The organism is Desulfitobacterium metallireducens DSM 15288, from assembly GCF_000231405.2.
Classification (GTDB): Bacteria; Bacillota; Desulfitobacteriia; order Desulfitobacteriales; family Desulfitobacteriaceae; genus Desulfitobacterium_A; species Desulfitobacterium_A metallireducens.
In genome coordinates this window covers 102,389-124,889 of sequence record NZ_CP007032.1, presented here as the reverse complement: position 1 = coordinate 124,889, position 22,501 = coordinate 102,389, and the positions used below count along the sequence as shown (strand labels likewise).

The 22,501-nt window shown below is 42.8% G+C and carries 21 protein-coding genes, 7 tRNA genes and 2 other annotated features; of the genes, 2 read left to right on the top strand and 26 right to left on the bottom strand.

Annotated elements, in window-relative coordinates:
* Positions 1-26 precede the first annotated feature (26 nt).
* The 17 genes from DESME_RS00625 to DESME_RS00545 all read right to left on the bottom strand — a co-directional run bounded on the left by DESME_RS00625 (position 27) and on the right by DESME_RS00545 (position 17,814).
* The gene (locus DESME_RS00625) at positions 27-2,666 is read right to left on the bottom strand and encodes a U32 family peptidase (RefSeq protein WP_006718944.1); all 2,640 of its coding nucleotides are present in this window, start codon (positions 2,664-2,666) and stop codon (positions 27-29) included.
* Between the two features lie 16 nt (positions 2,667-2,682).
* Positions 2,683-3,573, bottom strand: a complete 891-nt coding sequence (locus DESME_RS00620; protein ID WP_006718942.1) for a metalloenzyme — start codon at positions 3,571-3,573, stop codon at positions 2,683-2,685.
* Positions 3,574-3,704: 131 nt separating this feature from the next.
* Positions 3,705-3,962 carry a cell division protein ZapA gene (locus DESME_RS00615; protein ID WP_006718940.1) on the bottom strand — a complete coding sequence of 86 codons (258 nt, stop codon included), beginning with the start codon at positions 3,960-3,962 and terminating at the stop codon, positions 3,705-3,707.
* A gap of 51 nt (positions 3,963-4,013) precedes the next feature.
* Complete coding sequence (gene pheT, locus DESME_RS00610) at positions 4,014-6,416, bottom strand: phenylalanine--tRNA ligase subunit beta (RefSeq protein WP_006718938.1); 2,403 nt, start codon at positions 6,414-6,416, stop codon at positions 4,014-4,016.
* Between the two features lie 11 nt (positions 6,417-6,427).
* Complete coding sequence (gene pheS, locus DESME_RS00605; RefSeq protein WP_006718936.1) at positions 6,428-7,450, bottom strand: phenylalanine--tRNA ligase subunit alpha; 1,023 nt, start codon at positions 7,448-7,450, stop codon at positions 6,428-6,430.
* Positions 7,451-7,907: 457 nt separating this feature from the next.
* Positions 7,908-8,696: a TrmH family RNA methyltransferase gene (locus tag DESME_RS00600; RefSeq protein WP_025248583.1), complete on the bottom strand. Its 789-nt coding sequence runs from the start codon at positions 8,694-8,696 to the stop codon at positions 7,908-7,910.
* Between the two features lie 52 nt (positions 8,697-8,748).
* A complete protein-coding gene (gene rplT, locus DESME_RS00595) occupies positions 8,749-9,111 on the bottom strand; it encodes a 50S ribosomal protein L20 (RefSeq protein WP_006718931.1) in 363 nt (120 codons plus the stop codon).
* Positions 9,112-9,145: 34 nt separating this feature from the next.
* Complete coding sequence (gene rpmI / locus DESME_RS00590) at positions 9,146-9,343, bottom strand: 50S ribosomal protein L35 (protein ID WP_006718930.1); 198 nt, start codon at positions 9,341-9,343, stop codon at positions 9,146-9,148.
* Positions 9,344-9,364: 21 nt separating this feature from the next.
* Positions 9,365-9,907: a translation initiation factor IF-3 gene (gene infC / locus DESME_RS00585; RefSeq protein ID WP_006718928.1), complete on the bottom strand. Its 543-nt coding sequence runs from the start codon at positions 9,905-9,907 to the stop codon at positions 9,365-9,367.
* 14 nt (positions 9,908-9,921) lie between these two features.
* Positions 9,922-10,054 (bottom strand) — a sequence feature (ribosomal protein L20 leader region).
* Between the two features lie 327 nt (positions 10,055-10,381).
* Positions 10,382-12,304: a threonine--tRNA ligase gene (thrS, locus tag DESME_RS00580; RefSeq protein ID WP_006718925.1), complete on the bottom strand. Its 1,923-nt coding sequence runs from the start codon at positions 12,302-12,304 to the stop codon at positions 10,382-10,384.
* Positions 12,305-12,343: 39 nt separating this feature from the next.
* Positions 12,344-12,573 (bottom strand) — a binding site (T-box leader).
* A 31-nt stretch (positions 12,574-12,604) separates the two neighbouring features.
* Positions 12,605-13,483, bottom strand: coding sequence for a putative sporulation protein YtxC (gene ytxC / locus DESME_RS00575; protein ID WP_006718922.1), 879 nt, complete (start codon positions 13,481-13,483; stop codon positions 12,605-12,607).
* Between the two features lie 210 nt (positions 13,484-13,693).
* Entirely contained in the window at positions 13,694-14,548 is an 855-nt protein-coding gene (gene speE / locus DESME_RS00570) for a polyamine aminopropyltransferase (RefSeq protein ID WP_006718921.1), read from the bottom strand.
* A gap of 3 nt (positions 14,549-14,551) precedes the next feature.
* Positions 14,552-16,003: an aminotransferase class I/II-fold pyridoxal phosphate-dependent enzyme gene (locus tag DESME_RS00565; RefSeq protein ID WP_006718919.1), complete on the bottom strand. Its 1,452-nt coding sequence runs from the start codon at positions 16,001-16,003 to the stop codon at positions 14,552-14,554.
* Between the two features lie 164 nt (positions 16,004-16,167).
* A complete protein-coding gene (locus DESME_RS00560) occupies positions 16,168-16,518 on the bottom strand; it encodes a hypothetical protein (RefSeq protein WP_025248582.1) in 351 nt (116 codons plus the stop codon).
* Positions 16,490-16,690, bottom strand: coding sequence for a hypothetical protein (locus tag DESME_RS00555; protein ID WP_006718914.1), 201 nt, complete (start codon positions 16,688-16,690; stop codon positions 16,490-16,492). The genes DESME_RS00560 and DESME_RS00555 overlap by 29 nt, the downstream gene beginning before the upstream one ends.
* Before the next feature lie 31 nt (positions 16,691-16,721).
* Complete coding sequence (locus DESME_RS00550; protein ID WP_156922742.1) at positions 16,722-17,387, bottom strand: hypothetical protein; 666 nt, start codon at positions 17,385-17,387, stop codon at positions 16,722-16,724.
* Between the two features lie 175 nt (positions 17,388-17,562).
* Positions 17,563-17,814, bottom strand: a complete 252-nt coding sequence (locus tag DESME_RS00545; protein WP_006718910.1) for a hypothetical protein — start codon at positions 17,812-17,814, stop codon at positions 17,563-17,565.
* A gap of 232 nt (positions 17,815-18,046) precedes the next feature.
* Here DESME_RS00545 and istA point away from each other — a divergent pair, with 232 nt between their 5' ends.
* The gene (gene istA / locus DESME_RS00540) at positions 18,047-19,588 is read left to right on the top strand and encodes an IS21 family transposase (RefSeq protein ID WP_006716270.1); all 1,542 of its coding nucleotides are present in this window, start codon (positions 18,047-18,049) and stop codon (positions 19,586-19,588) included.
* Entirely contained in the window at positions 19,588-20,331 is a 744-nt protein-coding gene (gene istB, locus DESME_RS00535) for an IS21-like element helper ATPase IstB (protein ID WP_006716269.1), read from the top strand. The genes istA and istB overlap by 1 nt, the downstream gene beginning before the upstream one ends.
* A 61-nt stretch (positions 20,332-20,392) precedes the next feature.
* Here the strand turns inward: istB and DESME_RS00530 are convergent, their stop codons facing one another.
* The 9 genes from DESME_RS00530 to speB all read right to left on the bottom strand — a co-directional run bounded on the left by DESME_RS00530 (position 20,393) and on the right by speB (position 22,491).
* A complete protein-coding gene (locus tag DESME_RS00530) occupies positions 20,393-20,800 on the bottom strand; it encodes a hypothetical protein (protein ID WP_025248581.1) in 408 nt (135 codons plus the stop codon).
* 159 nt (positions 20,801-20,959) lie between these two features.
* A tRNA-Val gene (locus DESME_RS00525) sits at positions 20,960-21,036 on the bottom strand.
* 5 nt (positions 21,037-21,041) lie between these two features.
* Positions 21,042-21,130, bottom strand: a tRNA-Leu gene (locus tag DESME_RS00520).
* Positions 21,131-21,148: 18 nt separating this feature from the next.
* Positions 21,149-21,222, bottom strand: a tRNA-Cys gene (locus DESME_RS00515).
* 7 nt (positions 21,223-21,229) lie between these two features.
* A tRNA-Gly gene (locus tag DESME_RS00510) sits at positions 21,230-21,304 on the bottom strand.
* 3 nt (positions 21,305-21,307) lie between these two features.
* Positions 21,308-21,383: transfer RNA gene (locus DESME_RS00505), tRNA-Phe, on the bottom strand.
* Positions 21,384-21,388: 5 nt separating this feature from the next.
* Positions 21,389-21,465 (bottom strand) — tRNA-Asp (locus tag DESME_RS00500).
* Positions 21,466-21,481: 16 nt separating this feature from the next.
* Positions 21,482-21,557, bottom strand: a tRNA-Val gene (locus tag DESME_RS00495).
* 94 nt (positions 21,558-21,651) lie between these two features.
* Positions 21,652-22,491 carry an agmatinase gene (gene speB / locus DESME_RS00490; protein WP_156922781.1) on the bottom strand — a complete coding sequence of 280 codons (840 nt, stop codon included), beginning with the start codon at positions 22,489-22,491 and terminating at the stop codon, positions 21,652-21,654.
* Positions 22,492-22,501 lie beyond the last annotated feature (10 nt).

Sequence of the window (22,501 nt, the reverse complement as noted above, 5' to 3'; positions counted from 1 at the left end):
CTTTTCTCCCTCTATCCGACTTGTTCTTAGAGTATCCCTCGAAAATAATGTCCCTTCGTAAATCCTTCTGAGAAGCGCGCTTCTAAATAGGCTTTAACATGTTCAACGTCTTGCTCTGTTGTCTTTTCACCCTGTAAAGCATTTTCCCAACCCTCCAAGAAAACCCGGACTGTATCCCGAATTTGTTCTGGCGTGGCTCGATTGAGTTGGAGACGAATGTTTCTAATGCCCATTTTGGCGATATCACCCAGTTCTTTATATAAGTTAAGGCGTTTCGCATTAAATAAATGCATCCGACAATCTAGGTCTGTCTCTATAGGGAAATCGTACTTAAGGCGATCCCTTAAGTAATGAGGTTCATGAACACAAGGTGCGCTGCAGTGTTTTCCCTTTTTTCCACCTAAGGTTGCACCTACAGGACAATATTCACTCACCATCATTTCCAAATCACCAAAAACTAAAATTTCTGTTCTCGGCCAAGCTCTGAACTGCTCGAGTTGTTGATGTTCTAATTCAGGTGACAGCGTAACGGTTTGCGCACCTTGCCTTAACCAATAAGCCAAGGTTGCTTGATTAAATACATTAAAGGAAAAGTCTGTCTCGAATCCCCAATCCGGATCAATTTCTTGAAGAAGTTCGAATTCTCCAATGTTATTGAGTAATAAATCGGGATGATTCCCCCAGTCTTTAACTTTTTGCAGTGTTTCCTGTAGCTTGATACTCTGTCCTTCATTGAGAATCCTGGGCAAGCGCCATAGAGCTTTTGCCCCGTACTTTTGACAAAGCTCGTAGCCTGCACGAATTTCATCCAAATTCATTCCCTTACGTGAACGCCAACGTTCTCCACCCATAGCAATTCGACGTGCACCTGCTTGTAAAGCGGCTTGCACGGATTCCAGATCGCTCACGGAGACGGTCAGTCGATGAGCTGCATCACTCTGTAGATTCTGTATATCATGCTTTTTGCGGTGATGACGTAAATCTTCACTTCTCCGTGGGGGCTCCCCATCAAAGAATTGTTCCTTCTCCTGAGCGAGCTTCCTTTTCCAGTCCCGTACGCGCTGATCATACACCGCTCGTGTGAGTTGTTGCTGCGGATCCTCTTCTTGTAAGAGTCCCTCAACCGCCAGACGGCGCATCTCATTAAGCTCACTTACCGGAAGCATGACTTCTCCTTGCAAATCCAAAACTAACTCTTCCAAATAAAACGGCGTCGTACCCAATCGGTTTAACTGCTGGAAAGCATACTCCTGGGTTAAGGGACGCTTGAGCGCTTGCTGTGCAGGATTTGTCGATTGAACTTTACTCAAACGTTCACCCTCCCACATTTCCAAGGTAAGATGTTCTCCCACTGAACCCCTTAATCGAGCCTTAAGTGAACGTTTACGCTGTTCCTTACCCTCTTGAAAACTTAGGCGAGCCTTGTCCATCAGTTGTTCATCATAGGTCTTAAAGACACGATCTCCCGTTCTGACCTTATTACCAACAAATTCAATCCAAACATGCTCGCCAGGATGGCCCTCTGTCACTTCTTCCTGACCACGCCAGATCGTACCCACAGTAATTCCTTCATGACCCCGACTAGTCCAAAAATCGATACCATCCCCTGGATGAAGAGATGCTTCCAGCTTGAGTTCGACCCGATCATCTTGATCCTGCAGAACTCGCCCTAAACGGATTCCGCGATTATTAGGACGCATGTAACTCATCAAATCTGCGCCCGGATGTTCTTTAAGATAAGCTTGGGTGAAGTCTCGGTTGAAGATTTGGGAAAGTTCTGTTCTTTCTTCTTCTCCAATCGGTTTTAACCCGCTCTGCGTGGGCTCTTGAGCCAACACATAATCTAAGGCTTGTCGATAAACGCGAATAACGGTCGCTACATATTCTGAACGTTTCATCCGGCCCTCAACCTTTAAAGAATAGACTCCACTCTCTTTAAGAAGCGTAATTTCATCCACTAAATTCATATCGCGCGGACTGAGTAAATGTTCTCCTAGGTTAGCATCCTTAAGCGTATCTACACGTTCCTCATTCACTAACTGATAGGTCATGCGGCACGGTTGCGCACACCTTCCCCTATTCCCACTACGCCCCCCGATAAAACTCGACATCAAGCATTGTCCTGAATAACAGACACACAGCGCCCCATGAACAAATACTTCAATATCGAGTGGCGTCTTCTGAGAAATCATTTTCATTTCTTCAGCGGAGGTTTCCCGGGCTAAAACAACACGCTTCAAGCCCAATCCTTCAAGATGCTTTGCTCCCCATGATGTATTTACCGTGATCTGCGTACTCGCGTGCCGTTCGATTTCAGGTAAAATGCTCTGAATTAAATCAGCTACTCCGATATCTTGGAGAAGAACGGCATCTACTCCAGCACTATAAAGGGAGTAGAGATAATCGAAAAGCTCCGGAAATTCCTGATCAGCAATCAGAATATTGACCGTGACATACACTTTTACATTCCGTTCATGAGCATATTGAACCGCGCGACGAAGTTCCGTTTCATCAAAGTTAGCCGCACTCGCTCGCGCACTGAAACTTTTCCCCCCAAGATAAATTGCATCCGCGCCATTCTCCACTCCCGCTTTAAACGCTTCGAAACTTCCGGCTGGAGCGAGTAGTTCCATCGCCGCTCTTTCGGTATGAATTGGATTGACCATCTCAAAATCCTCTTTTCTAACTTAGCAGTTCTAAAATACCGGGTGTAACATCTTCTAATGTCGTCCACCGCGGCCACTCTATCGGCCGATTTGACCATGATAAAGCAGGTACCCGATTCTGGGTATGCCCCTTAATGGCAAAATCTTCGATATTTCCATGGTCACTCGTTAGGAGCCAGGCTACATCTTCATTTTGAATAACCCGCAAGAAGCCCCCTAAAAATTCATCAATTTGTTCAATTAGCTGAACGGATTCTTCCCATCTTTGTTTATGACCGAAAACATCCGTTAAAAACATCTCATAAAGTGTAAAATCATAACCTAGGGCCAATCGTCCTAAATTCTGCCCCGCTTGTTCTGCTGAAATTAAGGGAACATCTTCCCCCATTTCGCGCGGAACTTGATTCGTCATATCATAATAAACGGCCCGTCCTGCTCTTAAATCAGGAATGCGCCTTAACTTCACTCTCCCTGCCATAGCCGATAAGGTTGAAGCAGAATGTCGTTTCTTCCCACTCGCCACGAGTTGCTCATATTGAGGGGTAAACGTATTTGCAAACATGCCCTGTTGTCCACGATCAACTAATTGTTTAAAGATACTTTTTTCCGCGATCACATGAGCCAATTTATCATTGGGATAGGCATTAAGATGATACCCCAAAACTTTTGAAGCATTTACTCCCGTCCATAATGTGGTCTGACCTGTCGCACTTTGCGGAATCCCATGCACACCTAAAGTTGCTTCTAAAGGAGTTAACCGAGCCTGCCCTCTAACAATGGATCGATCCCCCCAGATCAAATGCCCTCCCAGTAGATGATCGATATTGGGAGTCCGTGCTGTCACGATGGGGTTATTTTCCTCTGAACCTAACCCGAAGCCATCGAGAAAGATCATAACAAAATGCATAGTTAATCTCCAAACCACTAACATGTAATAGATTCCATCAACCTCTAGTTTATCCAAATTACAATCAAAAAGCCAGCGGAGTGAGAAAATAGAGAATTCCGCACCACGTCGTTATCGTGATGCGGAATCCTCTACTCTGATTGTTCCCCTAACATTTCCATTAAGGTTTCTTGTTCCTCCCGGAGTTTCTCGAGATCATCTTCTAGATTAAGAGCGACAAGAATGGCGATTCGGTGCGCCGCTAAACGAGGAAATCGCTGAGCAGTCAACCGCATCTTTTTATCCACCTTGTAAGCCAACTTTTGGATATACTCCAGATCTTCGGTACCTCGAAGAACATGTTTCTCCCCAAAAATCTCCACAGTTACTTTGCCATCTTCTTTCGACATAAGCCACCTGCGTTTCTCACATTTCTTGAGTTTTTAAGATTCTTCTACAATTTATTTTCTCGATTCAGCGCCAAATTCCTTCTCAATTCCTTCAAGAATCTGCTTATTTAAAGTCGTTACTTCTTCATCCGTTAATGTTCTCTCCAGGGATTGGTAACGCATGGTAAAAGCTAAGCTCTTATGACCCTCAGCAATGGGCTTACCTGTATAAACATCGAAGATATCGACGTTATCCAAAAGCGCTCCTCCCAGACCATGAATTCTTGCCATTACGTCTCGAGCGGATACATCCTTAGACACAACAACCGCTAAATCCCGTTGGATTGCTGGATAACGTGGAATCGAAGTTGCACGAATACTCCTATCGCTTGCAGCAAACAGGGGAGCGAGTTCTATTTCGAAAACAAGAGCATGTTCTAAAGCAGAATCCTTCCCTCTCATCGGATGGAGCTCGCCCATGAAACCTACCTTCTTACCTTGAAGATAAATTTCCGCGGAGCGACCCGGATGAAGTAATTCCGTCCCTTGTGGAACCTGATATTTTAGCTTCAAACCGAATTCTTGAGCAAGCTCTTCGATTATCCCCTTTACCGTATAGAAATTATATTCGCTAACAGACTTCAGCCAGTGCCGTGAGGGCTTTCCATGGAGAAGGCCAGCCAAACGCAGTTTTTCTTCGGGGAGTTTCGTCAAATGTTGTTCAGTAGTCCAAAACACATTACCAATCTCAAAAATACAGACATCCAGATTTCTCCGAGCCACATTCCGGGAGGCAACTTCTAATAGCCCAGGAATTAGTGTCGTGCGCATCACGCTTAACTCCTCACGGAGCGGATTCATTATAGAAATGGATTGATCGCTATGTCCCCACAGCTCATCGGCATTGGGTCGGTTAAACGAATAAGTAATGACTTCATTCAATCCCAAATTCGCCAGTAAATGCCGAAGCTTGCGTCTAAATTCTTGTTCTGGAGTTCGGCGCCCCTGCGTTGTACTTCCTTGAGGGAGAGTGGTTGGAATTCGATCATAGCCCGTTAAACGAGCCACTTCTTCAATCATATCCTCTTCAATTTGGATATCTGACCGATAAGACGGGATTGTAACCAAAAATCCTTCGCCTTGACGTTCATAGGGAAACTGAAGTCGCTCTAAAACGTCAGCTACTTCCTCAAGTGTAAAATTCATCCCTAGAAGGGAACCCGTTTTAGCCACGGTTAATACAACAGTCCTCGTTTCTGACACAACCTTATTTTCATCGACGAAACCCACCGGTTTTCCAGCGCCCAATTTGAGGATAAGGTCACCCACCCGTCCTAAAGTAGCAGCAATTCCTGCGACATTGATTCCCTTTTCAAAGCGGTTGGACGCTTCAGAACGCAATCCTAAGCGGCGACTCGTTCGGCGAATACTAACACTGTCAAAGTGTGCAGACTCCACCAAAATCCGAGTTGTTGCCTCCGTAATTTCGCTATCGAGTCCACCCATCACTCCGGCTAACCCAAGCGCTTTTTCATCATCAGCGATCAAGAGCATTTCTGGATCAAGCGTTCGCTCGACATTATCTAAGGTCATCAATTTTTCACCTTGAGCTGCTCGACGAACATGCACAGCCCCAGTAACCTTGTCCCGATCAAAAGCATGCAGCGGTTGTCCCATTTCCAACATACAATAGTTGGTGATATCGACAATATTACTAATCGGGCGAACCCCTGCAGCTATTAGGCGCTTTTGCATCCATTCCGGGGAGGGCTCAATCTTAACCTCTTCAACAAGGAGGGCTGCATAACGGTGACAAAGTTCAGGTTCTTCAATAACAATCTTCGTCTGCAAATCTGCAGGATAGTCTGGACCTTGCTCGGTCTCAGCCCAACGATTCAAATGGACCTTTTCCCGAGTCAAAGAAGAAACCTCCCGAGCGACGTTGTTCATCGCTAAACAATCAGGACGGTTGGGATAAAGGTCAAGATCAAGGATCGTATCCCCTTGAATCAACTCTGCCAAACTTTTTCCGATGAGGGCCTCTGGAGGAAGGATCATAATTCCGTCTTCGCTCCGAGGATCACCTAAACTCGAATCCAATAGCAGCTCATCCGTCGAACAAAGCATACCATTTGATTCCACTCCGCGAAGTTTCGACTTACGAATTTTTTGTCCTGTCGGAAGCGTTGTACCATGGGTCGCTACCGGGATTTTATCCTTAAGTAATAGATTCTGAGCGCCAGTGACGATTTGAACGTTTTGGCTACCCAAATTGACCTGACATATCCAAAGCTTATCTGCATTAGGATGATGTTCCATGCTTTCAATCTCACCCACGAGGATCGCTTCTAAGCCTTGATTTAACTGCTCTATGCCGCCAATCTCGATTCCGCCACGGGTCAGAATCTCAGCTAATTCTTCTGCCGGCACCAAAACATCAATAAATTCACGTAACCATTCTAAACTAACCTTCATGACCTGCCTCCTTAAAACTGTTGCAAAAAGCGCAAATCGTTATCAAATAAGAGTCTCATATCTTCAATTCCATATTTCAGCATGGCAATCCGCTCGACACCCATCCCAAAGGCAAACCCGGTGACTTCTTTCGGATTATAACCCCCATTTTCTAGCACTTTAGGATGGACCATTCCTGAACCCAGAATTTCAATCCAGCCGGTTCCTTTACAGATTCGGCACCCCGCTCCTCCGCACAACATACAGGAAACATCAACTTCCGCACTCGGCTCCGTAAACGGGAAAAAGCTTGGACGCAAACGAATTTCTCGAGATTCTCCAAACATTTGCCGTGAAAAGTTAAGCAGGATTCCTTTTAGATCCGACATCCGAATTCCTTTATCGACCACTAATCCTTCTACTTGATGGAACATTGGAGAATGGGTCGCATCATCGTCTTTGCGATAGACTTTTCCTGGACAAATGATTTTAACTGGAAGTTGCGGATGTACCCGCTCCATAGTCCGAACTTGAACGGGTGAGGTTTGCGTTCTTAGCAAAATTTCCTCTGTTATATAGAAGGAGTCCTGCATTTCACGTGCTGGATGCTCCTTAGGCAGATTCAAAGCTTCAAAGTTATAATAATCAGTCTCAATTTCTGGTCCCTCAGCAATATCAAAACCCATTCCTAAAAAAATATCTTCCATTTCTTCAATGACACGGGTTAAAGGGTGCTGATGTCCCCGGATTGTACTCACTCCGGGAAGAGAGATATCTAAGCGTTCCGCTTCAATCTGTCTTTGCAGAGCAATTTGCTCTAATTCTTGAGTTTGCTCTACCCAAGCCTTTTCTAAAACGTCACGCGCCTCATTGACAACTTGTCCAAAAATGGGGCGTTCCTCTGCACTCAAGCTTCCCATCTGACGCAATAACGCGGTTAAGGACCCTTTTTTCCCAAGAACTTTAACCTTTAATTCTTGGAGTGTGTCCAAAGAGGTAACCCCTTTGAGCTCAGCCAATGTTTCTTCTTGAATACGACGGACTTCTTCTTTCACATTAACCCTCCTAAATATATAAGATTCTAAAAAACGATTAACAAAGAGATAAGCATAAAGAAAAGGATAAAGGATATAAAAAAATCTCCTCCCTTAAAGGGACGAGATTTACCCGCGGTACCACCCTGATTCAGTCCAAACGAACTGCAGCTTGTTTTCCTGATAACGGGGGAGCCGGACTTACTTTTGCATAAGTCACTCACAGGAGAAATTTAACATTCATCACTGAATGGGGAGCTTAACTTAGTTGGCTTGCAGTCTATGACCAACCTCCCTAAAAAGCAAAAGCTCCTTTTGCCTGATCATCGTGTTTTAATCTGATTAGCATACTTTCGATAAACCAGATATACGTTCGGCGAGCCGGTTGTCTCGAAGAGTTCCCAGAACCACTCTGCAGAAAACATCGCTAAGCCCAACTTTCTCTGAATTTCATTTACCTATTTCCTTGAAAATTATATCATAACCCTTTACGGCGCGCAATTTCATATAAAATAATTCCCGTTGCTATCGCTACATTAAGAGATTCTACCTCATGACTCATGGGCAGAGTCACTCGGGTTAGCTCTGGCGAACGAAACACCTCCGAAGGTCCATTGCCTTCATTACCTACCACTAAGGCTAGAGGAAGATCAAATTGGGTTTCATAAAAAGGCTCACCCTCAATATCTCCGGTCAGAACCTTTAACCCTTTGCTCTGAGCAAATTCAATCACTTGTTCAGGTGAGCAATCCGTTAATACCTGCAAAGAGAATACTGTTCCCATAGTGCTTCGTAAAACCTTTGGGTTATAGAGATCAACAGTTCCTGTGGTTAAGCAGACCTGTTGAACCCCTGCGGCTAATGCTGTCCGCAGGATAGTACCTAAATTTCCTGGATCCTGGATTCCATCAACGATCAACAGTACGGTTTTAGAATCAACCTCTAAGTCCTTCCAACTAAGACTCTTAAGCCCTACAACTGCGAGAATCCCTTGGGGTTCTTCAGTTTCGCTCATCTTCCGCAATACTCTTTCATCGACTTCGAGAATCGGAATCTTCCGCTCACGCAGAACGCTATATAAAGAAGACCAGTACCCCTTTTCCTTCTCTGGGCAAACATAGATCTGGCGAATTTCCGCTTCACGACGAATCGCTTCTTCGATGAACCGCCAACCCTCGATAAGAAACTCCCCATAATCCTTTCGAGTCTTGCGTTTATGTAAAGCAACAACATGCTTAACATGTTCATTTTGCAGTGAGGTCAACATTTCGATCACCCCAATTAAACAAAAAGGGTGCAAATGCACCCTTTGTTTTGACTTACTTTACGTTAACTTGTGCTTTAGCTACATTTACTAATTCAGTAAAAGCAGCTGCATCATTGATTGCAAGGTCAGCTAACATTTTACGGTTAACCGAAACTCCTGCTTTTTTCAAACCGTTCATCATCCGGCTATAGGTCAAACCGTTCATGCGAGCAGCCGCATTGATACGAGCAATCCACAATTTACGGAAATCACCTTTTTTGTCTTTACGGTGAGCATAAGCGTAGGCTAGGGATTTTAAAACTTGTTCATTAGCTGGGCGGAAGAGTTTACTCTTAGCACCACGGAATCCTTTAGCCAGTTTCAGTACTTTTTTATGACGCTGATGCTTCGTTACCCCTTTTTTTACACGGGCCATAGCGAAGACCTCCTTATTTCTTAATGTCTAGGAATTATAGGTATGCAATCATCCGAGCAATACGTTTCGCATCAGTCTTATGCATAACCGTTGTTTTGCGAAGATTGCGTTTACGTTTTGGAGACTTCTTCTCCAGGATATGGCTTGTATAGCCATGGGAACGCATAATTTTACCGGTTCCGGTTTTCTTAAAACGTTTCGCGGCACCGCGATGAGTTTTCATTTTTGGCATTTGGGTGATCCCCCTCTCGTGTTAGTCATGTTTGATAGGCGTCAAGATCATAATCATGTTACGCCCTTCCAGTTTAGGTTCACGCTCTATATTAGCCTCTGCTTTGCAAAACTCAGCAAGACGAACACATAACTTTTTCCCTAGTTCAGGATGTGTAACCTCCCGACCCCGGAACATAATTGTTACTTTCACCTTGTCACCATCTGCTAAAAAGCGTTGGGCGTTGCGTGCTTTTGTTTCAAAGTCATGGTCCTCAATATTCGGACGCAATTTGACTTCTTTGATCTCCGTGGTCCGCTGTTTTTTACGGGCCTCTTTGTCTCGCTTCGCCTGCTCATATTTGTACTTTCCATAATCCATGAATTTACAAACTGGCGGCTTTGCGGTCGGAGCAATCTCCACCAAGTCTACAGATTTCTCTATAGCCATTTGCAGCGCATCTCTGAGCTGCACAATCCCGAGTTGTTCTCCTTCTTCACCAACGAGACGAACCTCCCGAGCTCGGATTTCATCATTAATCCGTAAATCCTTGCTAATAACAAACCACCCCCATATATAATTCATTCAAGAAAAAGGATAAAAAATAAATAAGACGGGTGAATTACCACCCGTCTCTCTAAACAAATCATGAGCACAAATATACTCAGGACCTAAAGATACCTTATCGACTTGAGCCATAAGGTGAGAAGCGGATGGCTTCTTCTTGAACATAAATTATTATATTTGTTTGCAATGCCTTTGTCAAATTAATTCCGTTTTAAAGTAGTTAAGATCTTTAACTCTCTGGGGTCGTGTAGCTATCCGCACATCCATTCACTTAGCGCTCCAGGGTTGTCTCTCTTGTTTCCATGGAAGCTTAGCCAAACCTCAGGGTAATACCTGAAGTGAACCAAGTGGCACGCTACCCCACGTAAACTTCGTTCACCTTAACACCCCTCCGCGCAAATCGTTCACTCCTGTGCGTATAGCTACACTATCTGGTCTATTGAGTTCTATAGAGAGTTTTGCTTTCTTAGGCTTTCTTCAAGAGCATTTTCTCTAGGATTGAAGCAGCATCTTTTTACCTTTAACTTCTTCTTGAACCATGGCAATGAATTCAGAAACGGTCATCTTTTCTCCCGAGTTACCTTGGCCATAGCGGCGGACGGCTACAGAGTCTGTTTCTGCTTCTTGATCACCGATGACAAGAGTAAAGGGGATTTTCTGGGTTTGAGCCTCACGAATTTTATAGCCAATTTTCTCACGGCGATCATCCACTTCAGCACGGATATCTAAATCATTAAGGCGATTGAAGATTTCGTTTGCATATTCTTGATGCTTTTCACTGATCGGCAGGATACGGGCTTGGACTGGAGCTAACCAAGTTGGGAATGCTCCTGCATACTGCTCGGTTAAGAGCGCAATAAAGCGCTCAATGCTACCGTAAACAACGCGGTGAATCATAACAGGGCGATGTTTTTGGCCATCTTCCCCAATATAAGTCAAATCGAATTTTTCTGGCATTTGGAAGTCTAACTGAATCGTACCACATTGCCAGGTCCGCCCGAGGCAATCGTGAAGATGGAAGTCGATCTTCGGGCCATAGAATGCACCATCGCCAGGATTGATCTTGTACTCCATTCCTTTAGCTTCAAGTGCTTCCTTCAAACCATTCGTCGCCATTTCCCATGCTTCATCTGAACCCATGGAATCTTCAGGACGAGTCGAAAGCTCAACTTCGTATTCGAAACCAAACACTTTATAGAAATAATCGACCAGCTCGATAACCCCGATGATTTCATTCTTGATCTGAGCAGGAAGCATGAAAATATGAGCATCATCTTGAGTGAAGTTTCGAACACGAAGTAAACCGTGAAGGGCACCGGATAATTCATGGCGATGTACCAACCCAAGTTCTCCCATTCTTAATGGCAGGTCGCGATAGCTTCTCATTTTCGTTTTATACATGAGCACCCCGCCTGGGCAGTTCATCGGTTTAATGGCATAATCCATATCATCAATTTTCGTAAAATACATATTGTCTTTATAATGATCCCAGTGACCGGATTGTTCCCAAAGACTACGACTTAAAATCATTGGGGTCTTAATCTCGTGATATCCTCTTTTGCGATGTTCTTTACGCCAGAAATCTTCGAGTTCATTGCGTAGGATCATGCCCTTCGGGTGGAAAAAGGGGAAACCCGGTCCTTCATCATGAAGGCTAAAGAGATCAAGTTCTAAACCTAGTTTCCGATGATCCCGACGTTTTGCTTCTTCCATCTTGAACAGATAATCATCAAGATCGGCTTGTTTAGTCCAAGCTGTTGCATAAATCCGTTGCAACATCTTATTTTTCTCGCTACCTCTCCAATAGGCGCCAGCGAGGTTGAGAAGTTTAAACGCTTTGATCTTTCCAGTAGAAGGGATATGCGGCCCTGCACAAAGGTCGGTAAAATTACCTTGAGTATACATTGAGATCGTTGCATCTTCTGGAAGATCTTCAATCAGCTCAACCTTGTATTTTTCTCCTTGCTCACCAAAGAAGGATAAGGCTTCACTCCGAGAGACTTCTCGCCGCTCATAACTGTTATCTTCTTTGACAAGACGTTGCATTTCAGCTTCAATCTTTTCCAGATCCTCGGGTGTAAAAACGTGTTCCGAGTCAAAGTCATAATAAAACCCATTGGCGATAGCTGGTCCAATTCCGAGCTTCGTACCTGGAAACAGATTTTGCACGGCTTGTGCCAACACGTGTGAAGAGGAATGACGAAGAACATGTAACCCTTCTTCACTATCCAAAGTAAGGATTTCTACATCAGCATCCTCGTTTAAAACATAAGCTAAATCCTTGTCCTCACCGTTCACTTTACCCGCTATTGCCGCTTTAGCTAAACCGCGCGAGATCGAAGCGGCTAAACCTGCAAGTGTTGTTCCCTGCTCAACTTCGCGTATGGATCCGTCCTTTAATGTTACTTTAATCATCAGTTTCACTCCCTAAAAAATAATAAAACTCCCGTCCCGCAATGGGACGAGAGTTGATTCCCGTGGTTCCACCCAAATTCATAACGTTTAAAATCTCATTTTAACGTTAGACTTTGTCCCTTAACGCGGGAAACGTTCAAGCTTACATATCCTTCAGCTTAACACTCTAGGTCGGTCTTCCCCTATTACTCCTGAAAAATGCTTACAGCCTATGGCATTTTCTCTCTAACACGAGTTCAACAAGGTACTCTTCCTATCATCGCTTTTACGTTAAAAGTATATTACTCCCAAACCGCTTTGTCAAATCTTATCACATATAAAACATCCATCATTACAATAGCTCACACGGCCTTCGAAGACCTGCACAATGGTATTTAATGTATCTTTAAAACCCTCATAACGGATATGCAAAACAATTTGTCGAGGCGCCACTGCAATTAAGGCACTCACAAGCATATCTTCATAAGAATATTCGTTTACAGAACTTCCAAAAGAAAGATCTTCAATGTACTCATTCGTCACCGTTTTTCCCTCTTCGTTATAAAGGTGGAATTTCCCCGAAGACGTAATTCCAACATGCAAGGTATGCATACGCGGGACTTGACTATCTACAAAATGTTTCAGGAGCTCAATAAATTCAATATATTCTCTTTCAAGGATATATTCATCAACAACATGGGAAACCGCTTTTTGAACTTGTTCCTTATAATCCTCAGCTCGAAAACGCAAAAATCCTTCAATATCAAATAGAGGTTGATTATCCAAGCAAATCATGATTTGGTTAACAAGTGTTGTCTTCCGATTCACCGCGTAACTTTTTTGTTCTAAAAGGGTCTTGCTCAGATACTCTAACACTTTAGCTAAAACCTGCTCTACCTCTTCTCTTTTCAACTTGTATTTCTTTTTTAAAAGATAGCGAACATAATCTTTTTCCCATTGATACAAAATTGTCTCTGCTAAAGCATTAGCAAGATAATAACTGTGAATTCGTTTCAGCGTATCTTGCTCTCCCTCATATTTCTGAGAGGGAAGCTGAAAGTTGCAATCAATTAGCCAACGTTTTCCCTGTTGATACTCATAAATCACGACCGGGAGTTCCTCATCATCTCGGAGTTCCCGTAAACGTTGGCAAATGCTTTCGTGATAATGTTGAGTCCCAAGCTGTACGGAATGTTCCAACCTTCCATCCCTCCATAGTAGAGTATATGACCTGGTTGCGGTCATAATTTCGGTTGAAGCATCTTTTATTTCGTTTTTTTAAATTTTCCAAAACGACTTTTAGAGCCTCTCCGACACTTCCTACTATTTCCAGGATGAAATGGGCTTATACTCTAAAACAAAAAAACCTTGAAGCCCTAATGACTTCAAGGTTTTATAAAAAATCCTATCTTATTCTCCTGCCTCAGCTAAGAGTTCTTTTACATAGTTAGGCAGGGCGAAACTTCCTTTATGAATATCCGTATTATAGTACTTCGTTTTCAGTCCAAGACTATTCCATGCTTTCTCATCGATATCCGTCAAGGGATCGTACTTTTTAGAGGCGAAACCAAACAGCCAGTGCCCTGACGGGTAAGTTGGAATGTGAGCTTGATAAACTCTACAAATCGGGAAAAATTCTTTGATCCGCTTATGTGCTCTTTGCATCGACTTGGCATACTCATCATAGTAAGGGCTTTCATGCTGGTTAACAAGAATGCCGTCTTCTTTCAAGGCCTTATAGCAATTCCCATAAAATTCTTTCGTAAATAGCCCTTCTCCTGGTCCAAAAGGATCCGTGGAATCCACAATAATCAAATCATAGGTATTTTCTTTAGTGCGCACAAATTTCAATCCATCCTCAAAATACAGATGAACTCTTGGATCATCCAACTTACAAGCGGTTTGAGGAAGATATTCTCGGCACACATCTACAACCATTTTATCAATCTCCACCATATCGATGTGCTCAATCGTAGCATAGCGAGTTAATTCTCGTACTGTTCCGCCATCCCCTGCTCCGATAACCAAGACATTCTTAATCTTAGGATTAGTCGCCATCGGTACATGCACAATCATGTCATGATAAATAAATTCGTCTTTTTGAGTAACCATCATTAATCCATCAAGGGTAAAGAAATTCCCAAATTCTTTAGAGTTAAAAACATCAATTCTTTGGAATTCGCTTTGACCTGTATAAAGGGGTTTATCTACCTTAATAGAAAAGCGAACATTATCGGTGTGCTGTTCTGTGTACCATAATTCCATTGTCTATTCCTCCACTACTCTTATATTTTCAATGGCCATATCCTCTGTGCCAGTCAGCGAACTGCCCTTAGCCTTTGCATAAGTAATATAATCCATGATTTCCTCGGTGATTCGTTCTCCTGGGGCCAAAATAGGAATACCAGGGGGATAAGCCATGACGAACTCTCCACTTATATACCCTTGGCTATCTTTAATCGCAACAGAACGTTGATTGGAATAAAAGGCCTGCTGTGGCGCCATGACCACTTCAGGCGTAATATACTCATGATCTAGCATTCCCGTCTTGTCCTTTGAATATCGTCTTTTTATTTCGGACAGAGAAGATACTAAACGTTCCAAGGCCAGGGCGCGATCCCCTACTGAAATGATAGCCAAGATATTTCCGATATCTCCGAATTCGATCTGAATTCCATAATCATCACGAAGGATGTCATAAACCTCAATTCCAGCCAACCCTATTTCCCGTGTATAGATGGATAGCTTGGTTGGATCAAAATCAAACACCGAATCACCATTAATAAGTTCTTTTGAAAAGGCGTAGTAACCGCCAATTTTATTGACTTCATCCCGCGCATAGTTAGCAAGCAAAGAGACTTTTTCAAAAATGCGCTTACCATTTAAGGCAAGGTTACGTCTGGAAATATCGAGAGATGACAGCAGTAGATACGATCCGCTGGTCGTCTGGGTCAGGTTAATTGTTTGCCTCACATGGCCTACGCTCAAACGGTCATTGATCAATAAAAATGAACTTTGGGTTAAGCTGCCCCCTGTTTTATGCATACTCACTGCCGCCATATCAGCGCCTGCAGCCATTGCATTCACGGGCATATTCTCACCAAAGTAGAAGTGAGTTCCATGCGCTTCATCCACCAAAACATACATATTATGTCGATGGGCAAGCTCCGTAATGGTCCTTAAATCGGAACAAATCCCATAGTACGTCGGGTTATTAACAAGAATTGCTTTAGCATCAGGATTATCAGCGATCGCTTTTTTCACTTCATCAATGGGCATGCCTAATGATATTCCCAACTTATTGTCAACGCCCGGATTCACATACACAGGAATCGCGCCACTAATGATTAGGGCGTTAATAGCACTCCTGTGAACATTACGCGGCATGATTATTTTATCGCCCTGTTTGCATACGCTCATAATCATCGCCTGAACAGCCGAGGTGGTGCCATTGACCATAAAAAACGCGTGCTTTGCATCAAAAGCATCTGCCGCCAGTTCTTCAGCCTCTTTAATGACAGAGACAGGGTGAACCAGATTATCCAGCGGCTTCATCGAATTAACATCTACTGAAAGGCATTTCTCACCTAAAAACTCCGTAAGTTCGGGGTTTCCTCTGCCTTGCTTATGGCCGGGCACGTCAAAGGGTACCACTCGCATCGATTTATATTTTTGTAGAGCTTCATAAATGGGTGCCTTACCTTGCTCAAGTGAATGCATGAAAACCACCACCTTTCATCAAGCCTATATCAATCGTGATATAACTCTTTAAACATTTTTAACCTTAACATTATACCCTTGCCTCGTTTATTTTACAATTAAGAAAATACTCAAATAAATAACCCATTGATCTTAATCAATGGGTTATTACATGACTTTTTTAATTATTTATGTAAATCATCTAACTCATAACCATACCTAGATGAAAGTATATCTAACCACTCATTTATCGCATCGTCGCTTGCACCTCTTCGTACTAATCCATCTATAGCCACTCTTACCGTTTCTTTTGTAACCCCATTTGAACTTGCTTCTGCCTTACTCTGTGCATCTCGTTCTGCTTCTTCCTTAGCCTTCGCGGCTGCATTCTCTGCCTCGATATCCGCTTCATATTGGGCCAGCAATGCTTTAGCCTTCTCATTATTAGGATCAAAATCCAGTATGAACTTTACAGTTTCAATTGCTGAAGTATAATCATTTTTACCCTTAAATTTGATAATATTGTTTTGCTTCACCATATTTATCCATATTTAAATTTTTATCTGCCTCAGAAATAAAGTGGTTAATAAATAATTCGAATCCAATTACACCTACAATAAGGAGAATAGTAATACCTATAATCGCCCTTATAGAAACTTTCTTTTTGGGAATCTTATTCTTTTCTTCTTCGATTAAAAGTTCTTCCAATTATCTTATCCTCACTTTTATCCCCATGATGTCAACGATATTTAATACTATCTTGCCAGGCTTTTATTTCTGCCTCTCTTTTTTCCAGTGCTGCCTTTCTCCGTGCATCCTCTTCTGCTTGGTATTTAGCAGTCTTTGCCTTAAGGTATGCATCCTTATCTGCTTCATATTGGGTTATCAATGATTTAGCCGTCTCATTATTAGGATCATCATCTAATATAAGCTTTAAAATTTTAATGGCCTGAACATAATTATCATGTTCTCTGTAATATTTAGCGCTCTCAATCTTAGATTCGACATACAATTCTTCGCTTTCAGCTATTTTAGCTTGAGCCAGATTATACCGCTTTTCATCCTGAGGATTTACATACCCAAATGTTCTAATTGCCTCTACATAATCTTTTTTATTAAGTAAATCCAAGCCCGCATTATATGCAAATAAAGATCCCTTTAAATCGTTACAAAGTTGGATTTTACTTTTTATATCCTGATCCTTACCTATATTGTATTTTAATGCAATTTGATAATAGTGCATTGCTTTATCAAATTCGTCCATGTTTAAGTTTTTATCTGCTTCAGAAATAATGCGGTTTATAAATAGATTCAATCCGGATATGCCCAAAATTATTAAAATAATAATACCTATTAACACCTTTACGAAAATTTTCTTTTTTATACCCTTATTTTTCTCTTCCATTATAGTATTCTCCATTTTCTTACCTCACTTCTCACTCTCTTACTTATTCACATGCTCAACACGCTAATTCTAGATAAAATAAGCCATTACCTTGATCAATAAGCCTAATGAATTTTTCCGTGCTTCCGCCTCCACTTTATATTGAATCATTTTTGACCTTCACCATTGCTTCTTCTTATTCTGAGGCTGCCTTTCTCCTTGAAGCCTTATATTGGGCCAGCAATTCTTTCGCCCGTTCATTGCTGGGATCAAGATTTAGAGCATTTTGTACAATTTGGATTGCCATATCATACTTTTTCTCACCGTTATACTTTTGGGCCTCGTCTAACTTAGCTTGGATATATAGATTTTGACTTTCGACTACTTTTTCTTTAGCTAAATTAAATCGTTTCTGATCCTTAGGACTTACACTTTTAAATGCACTCATCGCTAAAAAGTAACTTTTGCTATTTAAGGCCTCAGTCCCAAGATTAAATTCACTTAAGGAGGATTGTGAATATTACGGAGCAAAATGAGCCATGCTTCCGGACTGTGAGAGCCACAGCTCCGGATTTTTAGAGCCACCCTTCCGGATTGTGAGCCACTTGATGAAACTTCTTATTAGAATGTAGTTATACACCCGAGAGAGGAGTGTAAATACATTCATAGGAGGTCATCAAATGACCAATTATCGAGAGATTCTTCGGCTAATTAGCCAAGGAATCAGTCAACGCAGCATCGCAGTGAGCTGCGAATGCTCACGCAACACTGTTGCCAAGGTGGTGAAACGATCCAACGAGCTTAATATTACTTGGCCGTTAAACCCAGATCGGACGAATGGTGAATTGCACAAGCTTTTCTATCCTGAATCCACATTACCTCCTACCCGAAAGCGCCCGGATAATGAGTACATTCATAAAGAAATGGCGAAAAGCGGAGTAACGCTCAGTCTGCTTTGGAATGAATACTGCGAATCCTGCAGACTCAGCAATGAGATTCCCCTCATGTATACTCAGTTTTGCTACCATTATCAGCAGTATGTGGCGAAGACCAAAGCGACCATGCATATCGGACGAAAGCCTGGCGAACAAATGGAGGTCGACTGGGCAGGCCAAACGGCAAGCCTCGTGGATACGGATACAGGAGAGAGCATTGCTGCCTACATATTTGTAGCTGTTCTACCGTACAGTCAATATGCTTATGTGGAAGCTTTTCTGAATCAAGGCCAAGAATCCTGGATTACAGCTCATGTCAATGCCTACAAGTATTTTGGAGGCGTTACACGGATTCTTGTACCGGATAATCTGAAGACCGGTGTGGAACGCTCCTCATGGTATACGCCTATAATCAACAAGTCTTATCACGAAATGGCCGAGCACTATGGGACCGCTGTTATTCCTGCTCGGGTAAGAAAGCCCAAGGATAAACCCAGTGTTGAAGGGACGGTTGGCACCATTTCCACCTGGATCGTTGCGGCTCTCCGTCGTCAACAATTCTTTTCTCTTCCAGAACTTAACCTGGCGATACGAGAGAAACTGGAGGCCTTCAACAGTAAACCGTTTCAGAAGAAAACGGGAAGCCGTCAGAGCGTATTTCGAGAAGAAGAGAAAGCCCTGTTACTACCTCTTCCCGCAGTACCCTATGAATTAGCAGTTTGGAAGGTTGCCACCGTCCAATTTAACTATCATGTTACTGTAGAGAAAATGCATTACAGCGTCCCTTATGAATACATCAAACACAAAGTCGATGTCCGAATCACCCGTTATGTAGTTGAAGTGTTTTTTAATAATCACCGGATATGTTCCCATCCTCGCTTGCATGGTCGTCCCGGACAATACAGCACAGTTACGGAACATATGCCGGAAGACCATCAAAAGTATACAGCATGGAATGGCGAACGCTTCGTATTTTGGGCAGAAAACGTTGGTAAACATACCGCCGTGGTAGTGAAGGCAATCTTGTCTTCTCACCGTATAGAACAACAAGGCTACAAAAGCTGTATGGGTTTACTCAAACTAGCAGATAAATACTCGGTTAGTCGCTTAGAAGCAGCCTGTGAAAAAGCACTCTCCTACACACCCAACCCCAGCTACAAAAGCATTCAGACCATCATCAAAACGGGACAAGACAAAATCGTCAAGGAAGAGCCGGTTAACCCTGAGAAATCCTCTAACAGCTTTGGTTTTACCCGAGGCGCAGACTACTACAGGAGGAATTCATAATGGTTAACGAAACAACAATCGGCAAGCTTAATGAAATGCGACTCACTGCTATGGCAGAATCATTTCGCCAACAACTTCAAGATCCATCCTATACCGCATTAAATTTTGAAGAACGATTCGGGCTCATGGTGGACACGGAATGGGCAAGGCGTAAGAACAATAAACTCACTCGCCTCATCCGCAAAGCCGATCTTTACTTTAATCAAGCGTGCATTGAGGATATTGAATATCATGCGGATAGGAAATTGGACAAAGCACAAATCGCTCGGTTATCAACATGTACTTACATCCAAGAAAAACACAACATCATTATCCTTGGTGCTTCCGGCGCAGGAAAAACCTATCTCAGCTGTGCCTTCGGTATTGCCGCCTGCCGCAACTTCTATACAGTGAAGTATATTCGGCTTCCCGATTTACTGAATGAACTGGCAGTAGCACGAGGAGAAGGTATCTACAAAAAAGTAATGAAGCAATACAAGCAAGTCAGTCTGCTCATTCTAGATGAATGGTTACTCGTTCCACTGGGTAATAGTGAAGCACGTGATCTTTTAGAAATCGTGGAAGCGAGACACAAAAAGGGATCAACCATTTTCAGTTCTCAATTTTCACCCGCCGGATGGCATGGCAAAATTGGTGAGGATACTTTAGCTGATGCCATCTTGGACAGAATTGTTCATGATTCCTATACAATCTTGATCGATGGCCAAGATTCCATGCGTAAACGCAAAGGAATACAGGAATAACAAAACCTTACTCTAGTTTAGAGAGCTGTGGAGAGTGAGGACAAGCCCTTTTGGGTCTTTCTCAAAAGAACTTGCCCACACTCTCCACAAACTCAAGGAAATTCGGGTGGCTCTCTGTCCGGAGCAGTGGATCATTTTTTCCAGAGAGATGGCTCAGTGACATCTGGAATAGTGGCTCTCTAAAACCGTAATATTCAGATTGTAATTCATCACAACTTTGAATTTTATTTTTAATGTCCCAATCTATACCTAAATTAAGCTTAAATGCAGTTTGGTAATATTGCTTTGCTTCCGGATATTTATCCATATTAAAGTTTTTTTCTGCCTGATATAATGTGTATTTATAAAATAAAATTAATCCAACTAAAACTGTAATAATAAATACAAAAGCACCTATAACTATTCGCTTTAATTTCTTCTTTTTATCAATTTTATTCGTTGCTTCTTCATAAATTATATTATTCGCCAAACCGTTTTCCTCACTTTATCTTTTTTTTCGAAATTATACCACTTTTTAGAATATTTTTCATTAAATCTTGTCATATGTTCTCACTACAAGGAATATGAGCTTATTGAATAATAAAAAAGCCTTGAAATCCATTAAGGATTTCAAGGCTTTAATTTCATATGGTGGGTTTGAGAGGACTCGAACCTCCGACCCCCACGATGTCAACGTGGTACTCTAACCAGCTGAGCTACAAACCCATATGTGGTGCCGATGACCGGAATCGAACCGGTACGGGCTTTAGGGCCCGCGGGATTTTAAGTCCCGTGCGTCTGCCAGTTCCGCCACATCGGCAAAATTGATGAATTTAATTGGAGGCGGCACCCAGATTTGAACTGGGGATAAAGGTTTTGCAGACCTCTGCCTTACCACTTGGCTATGCCGCCAAAGCAATGGAGCGGGTGACGAGATTCGAACTCGCGACTTCCACCTTGGCAAGGTGACACTCTACCACTGAGTTACACCCGCATATGGTGCCTCAGGACGGAATCGAACCGCCGACACGAGGATTTTCAGTCCTCTGCTCTACCGACTGAGCTACCGAGGCAAGAATGGCGACCCGGATGGGATTTGAACCCACGATCTCCTGCGTGACAGGCAGGCGCTTTAAACCACTAAGCTACCAGGCCATTTATTGGCGTTAATTGGTGGGCGATGACAGGATCGAACTGCCGACATCCTGCTTGTAAGGCAGGCGCTCTCCCAGCTGAGCTAATCGCCCGCCACAACTGACGAAGTTTAGTATACACAAAAATTGCGAGCCTGTCAAAGATTTTTTGGAACTTTTAAGCTCTAAATTTCTGGAAGAATGTCAATTATTCCTTCTTGGGCCCCACAAAGCTTAAGATTGCTTCTCTTACAAGTTTAGCGGCTAATAGAGCGGTACGTTCACTTGAATCTGTAGCAGGAGACACTTCAACTAGATCAAACCCTACTACGTTTAAATCTTGGAGTACATGAATCGCTTTAATAATTTCACGAGAAGTACAACCTCCCGCTTCTTGAGTTCCCGTTCCTGGAGCGAATGCTGGGTCAACCACATCAATATCTAAAGTTACATAGACAGGTTTCCCTTTAAGCTCCTCTAAGACGGCTTTTAAAGGTTCAAGAACCTCTTCAAGGATAAGATACGTATTCTCACGAGCATAGAGGAATTCCTCCCGGATTCCGGAGCGTATGCCAAATTGGTACACGCGCTTTGGACCGAGCATCTCAGCCACTTTACGCATCACCGTTGCATGGGAGTTATTTTCCCCATAATAATCCGTTCGTAAATCGGCATGAGCATCAAAATGAACAACCCTTAAATCAGGATATTTCTCAACAAAAGGTTTTATCAAGGGATATGTCACTAAATGCTCTCCCCCGAGAAAAATTGGAAACTTGCCATCCTCTAATATTTGACGAGAAGCCATTTCGATCAGATCAAGAGATTTAACAACATTTCCAAAGGGCAAAGCTAAATCGCCAAGATCGCAATAAGCATAGTCTCCTAGATCTCGATCTAAATAGACACTATATTCTTCGATCCCAACCGAGACATTTCGAATGCTTAAAGCTCCTAACCGAGTTCCTGGACGAAAACTGACCGTATAGTCCATGGGGATTCCTAATATAACAGCATCTGACGCCTCATAAGGGGTATCAGCGCCCATAAATATTCCC